Source organism: Paracoccus sp. 22332 (assembly GCF_052045125.1).
GTDB classification, from domain to species: Bacteria; Pseudomonadota; Alphaproteobacteria; order Rhodobacterales; family Rhodobacteraceae; genus Paracoccus; species Paracoccus haematequi_A.
The window spans coordinates 130,159-138,270 of the sequence record NZ_JBQEOI010000006.1; the positions used below are offsets into that span (position 1 = coordinate 130,159).

The 8,112-nt window shown below is 63.5% G+C and carries 6 protein-coding genes; 4 read left to right on the forward strand and 2 right to left on the reverse strand.

Going from position 1 to position 8,112, the window contains the following annotated elements; translation table 11 throughout:
- Positions 1–84: 84 nt before the first annotated feature.
- Positions 85–1,023 carry a sugar ABC transporter substrate-binding protein gene (locus ACTJI6_RS09380; RefSeq protein WP_440800070.1) on the reverse strand — a complete coding sequence of 313 codons (939 nt, stop codon included), beginning with the start codon at positions 1,021–1,023 and terminating at the stop codon, positions 85–87.
- A 27-nt stretch (positions 1,024–1,050) separates the two neighbouring features.
- Positions 1,051–2,247, reverse strand: a complete 1,197-nt coding sequence (locus ACTJI6_RS09385) for a Gfo/Idh/MocA family protein (protein WP_440800072.1) — start codon at positions 2,245–2,247, stop codon at positions 1,051–1,053.
- A 123-nt stretch (positions 2,248–2,370) separates the two neighbouring features.
- Here ACTJI6_RS09385 and ACTJI6_RS09390 point away from each other — a divergent pair, with 123 nt between their 5' ends.
- From ACTJI6_RS09390 to ACTJI6_RS09405, 4 genes are all read left to right on the forward strand, one after another.
- Positions 2,371–3,909, forward strand: coding sequence for a sugar ABC transporter ATP-binding protein (locus ACTJI6_RS09390; protein WP_440800074.1), 1,539 nt, complete (start codon positions 2,371–2,373; stop codon positions 3,907–3,909).
- Complete coding sequence (locus ACTJI6_RS09395) at positions 3,906–4,865, forward strand: ABC transporter permease (RefSeq protein WP_440800076.1); 960 nt, start codon at positions 3,906–3,908, stop codon at positions 4,863–4,865. The genes ACTJI6_RS09390 and ACTJI6_RS09395 overlap by 4 nt, the downstream gene beginning before the upstream one ends.
- 19 nt (positions 4,866–4,884) lie before the next feature.
- Positions 4,885–5,844, forward strand: a complete 960-nt coding sequence (locus ACTJI6_RS09400) for a substrate-binding domain-containing protein (RefSeq protein WP_440800078.1) — start codon at positions 4,885–4,887, stop codon at positions 5,842–5,844.
- A 173-nt stretch (positions 5,845–6,017) separates the two neighbouring features.
- Positions 6,018–7,190, forward strand: coding sequence for an IS5 family transposase (locus ACTJI6_RS09405; protein ID WP_440800080.1), 1,173 nt, complete (start codon positions 6,018–6,020; stop codon positions 7,188–7,190).
- Positions 7,191–8,112: the final 922 nt, after the last annotated feature.

Here is an 8,112-nt window from a genome sequence, read left to right on the forward strand (position 1 = left end):
TCCACAGGATCCTTCCCATCGGAAAAGGCGGGCATGAAGCCCGCCCCTACGCTAATCACCATCCATGAAGGCAGTTAGCGACCCTCAACGAGCCAGATAGTCATCGACATTTTGCGAGGTCACGAGTTCGAACGGGATATAGACGGCACGTTCGGCCAGCTCCTCGCCCCGCGCTATGGCGGCTGCAACTTCCAATCCCTTACGGCCCTGCCCTGCGGCATCCTGAAATACCGTCAGGTCGATGTCGCCAGCCTTCAGCGCCATCAGCGCATCCGGCGTCGCGTCGATTCCCGCCACGACGACATCGTCGGGATCGACCCCGGCGGCGTTCAGTGCCTGCGCCGCGCCGATGGCCATTTCGTCGTTGTTGGCAAAGATCACATCCGGGTTCAGCCCGGCGGTCAGCCAGTTCGAGACGAGGTCCGACGATTTGCTGCGCGACCAGTCCGCGACCTGCATATCCTCGATCCGAAGGAAATCGCATTCCGGCGTCTTGACGAATTCCTGAACGGTTTCTGTTCGCACTCGGCCCGCCTGGATGAACAGATCGCCCGCCAGAATGACACCCGTGGCCTCGCCATCGCCGACCTTTTCCTTCACCAGGCGGCAGGACTCGGTCGCCTGGATCGTGCCCGCATCGACCTCTCGCGATCCGACGAAGGCTTGCAGCGGGCCGAGGCTGTCCACGTTCGGCGGTTCGCGGTTGATGTTCACGATCGGGATGCCCGCGTCGTTCGCCATCTTGTCCATCTGCGTGATGGCATCGGAATCCACCGCGACCACGATGATCGCATCGACACCGGCCGAAATGAAGTTCTGGATCTGGCTCAACTGCCTGGGCACATCGTTCTGTGCGTCCTCGAATTGCAGGGTGACGCCTTCGGCCGCCCCGGCTTCCTCGATGCCTTGCCGCAGGATGGTCAGGAAGTTGTTGTCGAACTGCGCCATGGCGACGCCGATTTCCTGCGCCTGCGCCCCGAAGGCACTCAGCGCGAACGTGGCCGGGATCATCAGTCGTTTCATGTCTCTCCTCCTCTTGGTGATGTGTCGTCAGGCGTCGAAGGCGCAGCGGACCCAGGCGCCCCCTTCGGCGTTCGAACGGATCGCGGCCTGGATGAAGGCCACGCCCGCAGCGCCCTCCTCAAGTCCGGGATAGGCCAGCAATCCATCGGGCAAGTCGCGCCCGTCGCGGCGCGCCTCGATGGCGATGGCGAATTCCTCGTAGAGATTGCCCCAGGCGTCCGACAGCGCCTCGGGATGGCCGCGGGGCATGTGGACGAAGCGCGCGGCATCCGACAGCATTCCCGCGCCATGCCCGCGAGAGATGCGGACATGCGGCGCGTCGAAGGGCCGGTGATGCAGGTATTCCGGGTTTTCCTGATCCCATTCCAGCGTGCCCTCGGTCCCCGAGATGCGGATGCGCAGCCCGCAGCTTGCCCCCGCCATCGCCTGCGAAACCAGCAGCGTGCCCGGCACGCCGCCTTCGAAGCGGCAGGTCATGAAAGCGGTATCCTCCAGCGGCTGATCGGCGCCCAGCCTGTGGAAGTCGGCCCGCAGATCGGTCATGCGCAGGCTTGAGACGAACTCGGCCAGATGATGGGCATGGGTGCCGATGTCCGCCGTGGTCGCGGCACCCCCCACCTTTGCCGGATCCTGTCGCCAGGGCGTGCCGGACCAGGCTGCATCGGCGGGCAGCAATGCCATTTCCTGGAAATACTCGACATGGATCTGGGTGATCCTGCCAAGGGCGCCTTCGCGCACCATCTGCCGCGCCTGCCGCACCATCGCATGGGCCGCGAAGGAATAGGTCACGCCGAAGACCAGCCCGGTGTCACGCTGCTTGTCGATCAGCGCCCGCGCCTCATCCAGCGTATTGACCAGCGGCTTGTCCGAAATCACGTCGATGCCCGCATCCATGAAGGCCATCGCAACCGGAAAATGCAGGTGGTTCGGCACGGTGATCGCGACCGCGTCGATGCCATCCGGCCGCGCCGCCTCGGCCCGCGCCATCTCGCGCCAGTCGGTATGGGTGCGCGCCGGATCCAGCCCCCAGTCCCGGCCGGATGCCGTCGCCACCTCGGGGCGCGAGGACAACGCACCGGCCACGATCTGCCAGCGATCCGACAGCCGCGCGCCGCGGGCATGGACCTGACCGATAAAGGCTCCAGCACCTCCACCCACGACGCCGAGGCGCAACTTCCTGCCGGCGACGGGGAAGCCCATCGCCAGCTTTGTCGTCTCTGTCATTCTACTCTCCCTCGAGGACGAATCCCCCCTGTCCGCCGCAATGAAAGCCTCGATCTTCCATCTTTGCAATAACTATTGCATCTTATCAAGAAATGATGTTTCCGTTGCGGCGGAGGATTTCACATGCAGCAGAATCAGCGGCCGGAGGCGCTTCGGCTGGATGGCATCGCTCATGCCTACGGCCCGAACCGGGTGCTTAACGGCATCAACCTGACGCTGGGCGCAGGCGAGGTGCTGGCGCTGGTAGGCGAGAACGGCGCCGGAAAATCGACATTGATGAAGATCGTCGCGGGCTATCTGGCACCAAGCCAGGGCCAGGCGCGCTGGCAGGGCCAACCGGTGCCCGCCGATCCGCAGGGGGCCGAGGCCGCCGGGATCGTGCTGGTGCATCAGGAATTCGCCCTGATCCCCGATCTGAGCGTCGCGGAAAACATCCTGCTTGGGCATGAACCGACCGGACGGCTTGGGCTGATCGATTATCGCGCCATGCGTGCAGCCGCCCGCGACGCGCTGCGGCTGCTGAATTCCGACATTGATCCGCGCGCCGGGTTGGCCGGGTTGCCGGTGTCCAGCTGGCAAATCGTCGAACTGGCCAAGGCATTCGCCGCCCGGCCCCGGTTGCTGTTGATGGATGAACCCACCGCCGTCCTGGGCGCGCGTGAGACCGAGGCGCTGTTCACCCGCATCCGCGCCTTTGCGGCGGAAGGCGGCTCGGTCGTTTTCACCTCGCACCGGCTGGAGGAGGTGCGGGCAATCTCGGACCGGGTGGCGGTGCTGCGCGATGGGGCGATCACGCTGGACCGGTCCGCCGCCGGGCTTTCCGAGCACGACATCGCCTCGGCCATGATCGGGCGCGAGATGGAGGATCTGTTCCCGCCGCCGGCGCCGCGTCCGACCGCCGCCCCGATCCTCGCCGTCGAGGGCCTGTCCGTGCCGCGTGACTTCGGCCCGCCCGTGCAGGATGCGTCCTTCAGCGTCGCGCCGGGCGAGATTCTGGGCATCGCCGGGCTGGTCGGGGCAGGCCGGACCGAGATGGTCGAGGGGCTGGCAGGCCTGCGCGCCGCCACCGCGCGGCGCTTCACCCTGCGCGGCAAGGACCGCCCCCTGCCCGATGCGGTCGAGGCATGGCGCCTTGGCATCGCCTATCTGACCGAGGATCGCAAGGCGCGCGGGCTGCTGCTGGCCGAGAACCTTGAGATGAACACAAGCCTGACCGTCGGCGCCCTGACGGGCGGCGCGGTGATCGACCGGGCCGACGACGCCCGCAGCTATGCCGAGGCACAGGCCCGCTATTCCATTCGCGCCGCCTCGTCGAAAATCGCGGTCGGCCAGCTTTCCGGCGGCAACCAGCAGAAGGTGCTGATCGCCAAGACGCTGGCGCCCGACCCCGATGTGGTGATCCTGGACGAACCCACGCGCGGCGTCGATATCGGCGCGAAGATGCAGATCTATCAGGTGATCGCGGGTCTGGCCGCGCAGGGCAAGGCGGTGATCGTGATCTCGTCCGAGCTGCCGGAACTGATTGGCCTGGCGCACCGGATCCTGGTGCTGGATCGCGGACGCGTCGCCGGGATCGTAGCGCCACCCGCAGGCAACCGACCGACCGAGCGCGAAATTCTGGATCTCGCGCTTGGGCTTCAGACACAGGACGTTCCGACATGATAGGCAACTCTCTGGGCCGGATGGGCCCCTTGCTGGCGCTGTTGCTGCTGTTTCTGGCGGGCAGTCTGCTGAGCCCCACCTTCCTGACCTCGGAAAACCTGCTGAATGTGCTGACCCGGTCCTCGGTCATCGGCATCATCGCCGTCGGCGCGACCTTCGTCATCACCGCGCGCGGGCTGGACCTGTCGGTCGGCGCCATGGCGGCGCTGGTGGCCGGACTGTCGATCCTGTGCATGAATGCGATGCTGCCCACCCTGGGCGCCGTCGGGGCGCTGATGCTTGGCCTGGCTCTGGCTTTCGCCTTCGGCGGCGCTGCGGGGCTGGTGAATGGCGGGCTGGTGGTCTGGGGGCGCATCGACGCCTTCATCGTCACGCTTGGCACGATGGGGATCATGCGCTCGCTGATCACCTGGCTGTCGGATGGCGGCTCGATCTCGCTGGATTTCGCGCTTCGGGGCGTCGGTCGTCCGCTCTACTATGGCACCGTCCTGGGCATTCCGGTGCCGGTGCTGATCTTCGCCGCACTGGCCATTCTGGGCGAAATCGCCATGACCCGCCTGCGCTTCGGACGCCATGTCACCGCCATCGGTTCCAACGCCGAGGTCGCACGCCATTCCGCCATTCACGTGGACCGGGTGCGCATCGCGACCTATGCGCTGCAAGGATTGTGCGTCGGGCTTGCGACGCTGATCTATATTCCCCGCCTCGGCGCCGTGACACCCTCGACCGGTATGCTGTGGGAGCTTGAGGCCATTGCCGCCGTCATCATCGGCGGCACCGCATTGGCTGGGGGCTATGGCCGCGTCTGGGGCACGGTCGCGGGCGTCCTGATCCTCGGCCTTGTCGCCAACATCCTGAACCTGACCAGCTTCGTCAGCCCGCATCTGAACGGCGCCTTCCAGGGGGCGATCATCGTGATCGCCGTCTTCCTGCAACGCCGCGGCACGTCCCGATAAACCAAGAGGAGGAAAGACCATGAAACTGACTCGTCGCCTGATACTGGCCCTCGGCGCTGCCGGGCTTGCGCTGTCCACCGCCCTTCCCGTCGCCGCGCAGGAGAAGACCGCCAAGATCGGCATCGCCATTCCCGCCGCCACGCATGGCTGGACCGGGGGGCTCAACTTCCACACCGAACGCACGATCAACGCGATGCAGGAAGCCTTCCCGCAGATCGAATTCGTTCTGACCACCGCTGGCGACGTGCAAACGCAGGTCAACAATGTCGAGGATCTGATCGCCCAGCAGATCGACGCGCTGGTGATCTTGCCGATGGAAAGCGATCCGCTGACCGAACCGGTGAAGGCCGCCAAGGAACGCGGCATCTTCATCACCGCCGTAGATCGCGGGCTGTCCGAAGAAGGCGTCGAGGATCTTTATGTCGGCGGCAACAACCCCCAATACGGGGTCGTGGCGGCCGAGTATTTCAAGGAAAAGTTCCCTGACGGCGGCAAGATCGTAGTGATGCGCGGCATCCCCACGGCCATCGACAACATCCGAATCGAGGCTTTCCAGCAGGTGCTGGAGGGCTCGGGGATCGAGGTCCTCGACATGCAATATGCCAACTGGAACCCTGACAAGGCATTCGAGGTGATGCAGGACTATCTGACCCGCTTCCCCGAGATCGACGGTGTCTGGGCGGGCGACGACGACGCGGCGCTTGGCGCCCGCGCCGCGATCGAACAGGCGGGGCGGCAAGAAAGCATGGTGCTGCTGGGGGGGTCGGGGATGAACCGGGTGATCAAGATGATCATGGACGGCGATGCGCTGATCGACGCCGACATCTTCTATCCGCCGACCCTGATCGCACCGGCGATCGAGGTCACAGCGATGCGCTATGCCACCCAATCGCCAATCCGGGGGCGCTATGTGCTGGATAGCCCGCTGATCACCAAGGAAAACGCCGAGGAGTTCTATTTCCCGGACAGCCCTTACTGAGCACGATGGGGCGAGCGCACCTGATCCGCGGTCGCTCCATGGTTCCCAACCAAATCAGAAGCGTTGATAGGCCCAACCGAGAGTGAGGTTCTAACACGCTACTGAAATAGTCTGGCCTCGACGCCGAATGAAGAACATGATTCATCGCCGATAAAATGACGGCGGGGGTGATCATGCGGGGCACGGATGAGACGAGTGGGTCGCTGTTCAGCTATGTCGATCTTGAGGACCGCATCCCTGCGCGACACCCGTTGCGCAAGATCCGACAGGTCGTGAACGATGCGCTGGCCAGCCTCGATGATGAATTCGACCGTCTTTATGTTGATTTCGGCCGCCCTTCGATCGCACCGGAGCGGCTGATCCGGGCCAGCCTGATCCAGGTCCTGTTCTCGATCCGCTCCGAGCGGCAGCTGATGGAGCAGATGCAGTATAACCTGCTGTTCCGGTGGTTTGTCGGCCTTGGCGTCGATGACGCGGTTTGGGTGCCAACCGTGTTCTCGAAGAACCGCGACCGGCTGCTGACGACCGAGATGTCGCGCAAAGTCATGGCGGCGATCCTGGGCCATCGCGAAGTGGCGCCACTCTTGTCGGATGATCACTTCTCGGTCGACGGCACCCTTATCAAGGCCTGGGCGTCGATGAAAAGCTTCAAGCCCAAGGCTGAGGGCACGTCGCCCGACGACGAGGACCCCGACGGGCCGCCCACCTACGGTGACACTCCCGACGATCAAACCGCCGAGACCAACCCTGAGACTGCCCCGATGCCCCGCTCCACCCATCGCAGCCGAAATGCCGAGGTCGACTTCAAGGGCGAAGAGCGCTCCAACGCGACCCATGCCTCCACGACCGACCCGGAGGCCCGGCTCTACAAGAAATCGCCTGGCACCGGCGCAATGCTCTGCTTCATGGGGCATGCCTTGATGGAGAACCGCCACGGGCTGGTTGTCCAAGGCGACCTGACCCAGGCCGATGGCCATGCCGAACGGAAGGCCGCAATGGATATGTTGCATCGTCATTCACCAGGCTCGACCCGGAAACTGACGCTGGGCGCGGACAAGGCCTATGATGCCGCTGGCTTCGTGGCCGATCTGCGTCGGGCCTGCGTTACCCCGCATGTCGCCCAGAAAGCGCGGCATTCGGCAATCGATGGACGCACCACACGGCATAAAGCCTATGCCCTCTCCATCAAGCATCGCAAGCGGATCGAGGAGCCTTTCGGCTGGGCCAAGACCGTGGGCTGCATGGCCCAGACCGTCTATCGTGGCGTTGAACGGGTGAGGTCCCGCTTCATCCTGACAATGGCCGCCAATAACTTGGCCCGGCTCCCCCGGCTGCTGGGGGTATGACCACCAGACGGGGCACCAGGCACCCATGTTTTCGAGCGCCGAAGGACCCGAGCATGATCCTCATCAGTCGCTAAGACAGGAAACCATTCCGGTTCTCCGACTAATTCAGCGGCCTGTTAAACCGCAGAGGAACGGGGTTGGCTTCTACGCTGTCGAGTTGACAGGTCGGGATATCCAGACGCCTCTGTTCGATCTCTCCGACCTGATCAGCCGCGTTACCGATGCTGTTCTGGACGAGATCCGGGAGTAGTAGAGCCGGGCAAGGGCTCGGCTGATACTCGATCATGATCTTCGATATCTTAAGAATAGTGCTCCGCGACGCCAAGCTAAGCCGCCTTGCAGGCCATTGCCTGCTTTCTGGGTCGGCTGCCGAGAGACTTCCAGATTAGAATCTCATCGGGATCGAAATCGATGCGAAATGGCAGGCGCTTTCTGATCGGGCAGGCGCTCCTCGCCTGGATGCGGCGCCTGAAATCGCTTGCCCAAACCAATACCCTCAAACAACAGTCAGTTCATCGGGGTGTCTCACCCCACTGCTATCAGGACGGTCCCCCATGATACCTAATTTTTTGTTGTCGCGCTCAGTCCAAGTTCGATCAGTTGCCTTATGGCTTCGTTCTCCGAAGGAATCCGGTTCTCGAATCGAAAGTCGGCAATCCTCCGGCCCTGCTCCTCAGTCAGGTTCACCAACTTCTTGACAGGGTATGCTACTTCTTTTGCCATATACGTGTAATAGACGATACTTCGCATATTGACAATATGAAGCATAACGCATATGCTGTATATGCGGACTGAAGGAAGGTTGCAGCCTTTCCTGGGAGTGTCCTGAACTTTGTGTATCTGGCCCGGTCCATGCGGTTTCAGATACTCAAGCGTCGAAGCGCTCGCCGAACATTATGGCGAACTGGTTGCGGGCCGCAAA

Excerpts from the sequence above, each read along its gene's own strand:
- ACTJI6_RS09380 (WP_440800070.1), bottom strand. The coding sequence starts at position 1,023 with ATGAAACGACTGATGATCCCGGCCACGTTCGCGCTGAGTGCCTTCGGG.
- ACTJI6_RS09385 (WP_440800072.1), bottom strand. The coding sequence starts at position 2,247 with ATGACAGAGACGACAAAGCTGGCGATGGGCTTCCCCGTCGCCGGCAGG.
- ACTJI6_RS09390 (WP_440800074.1), top strand. The coding sequence starts at position 2,371 with ATGCAGCAGAATCAGCGGCCGGAGGCGCTTCGGCTGGATGGCATCGCT.
- ACTJI6_RS09395 (WP_440800076.1), top strand. The coding sequence starts at position 3,906 with ATGATAGGCAACTCTCTGGGCCGGATGGGCCCCTTGCTGGCGCTGTTG.
- ACTJI6_RS09400 (WP_440800078.1), top strand. The coding sequence starts at position 4,885 with ATGAAACTGACTCGTCGCCTGATACTGGCCCTCGGCGCTGCCGGGCTT.
- ACTJI6_RS09405 (WP_440800080.1), top strand. The coding sequence starts at position 6,018 with ATGCGGGGCACGGATGAGACGAGTGGGTCGCTGTTCAGCTATGTCGAT.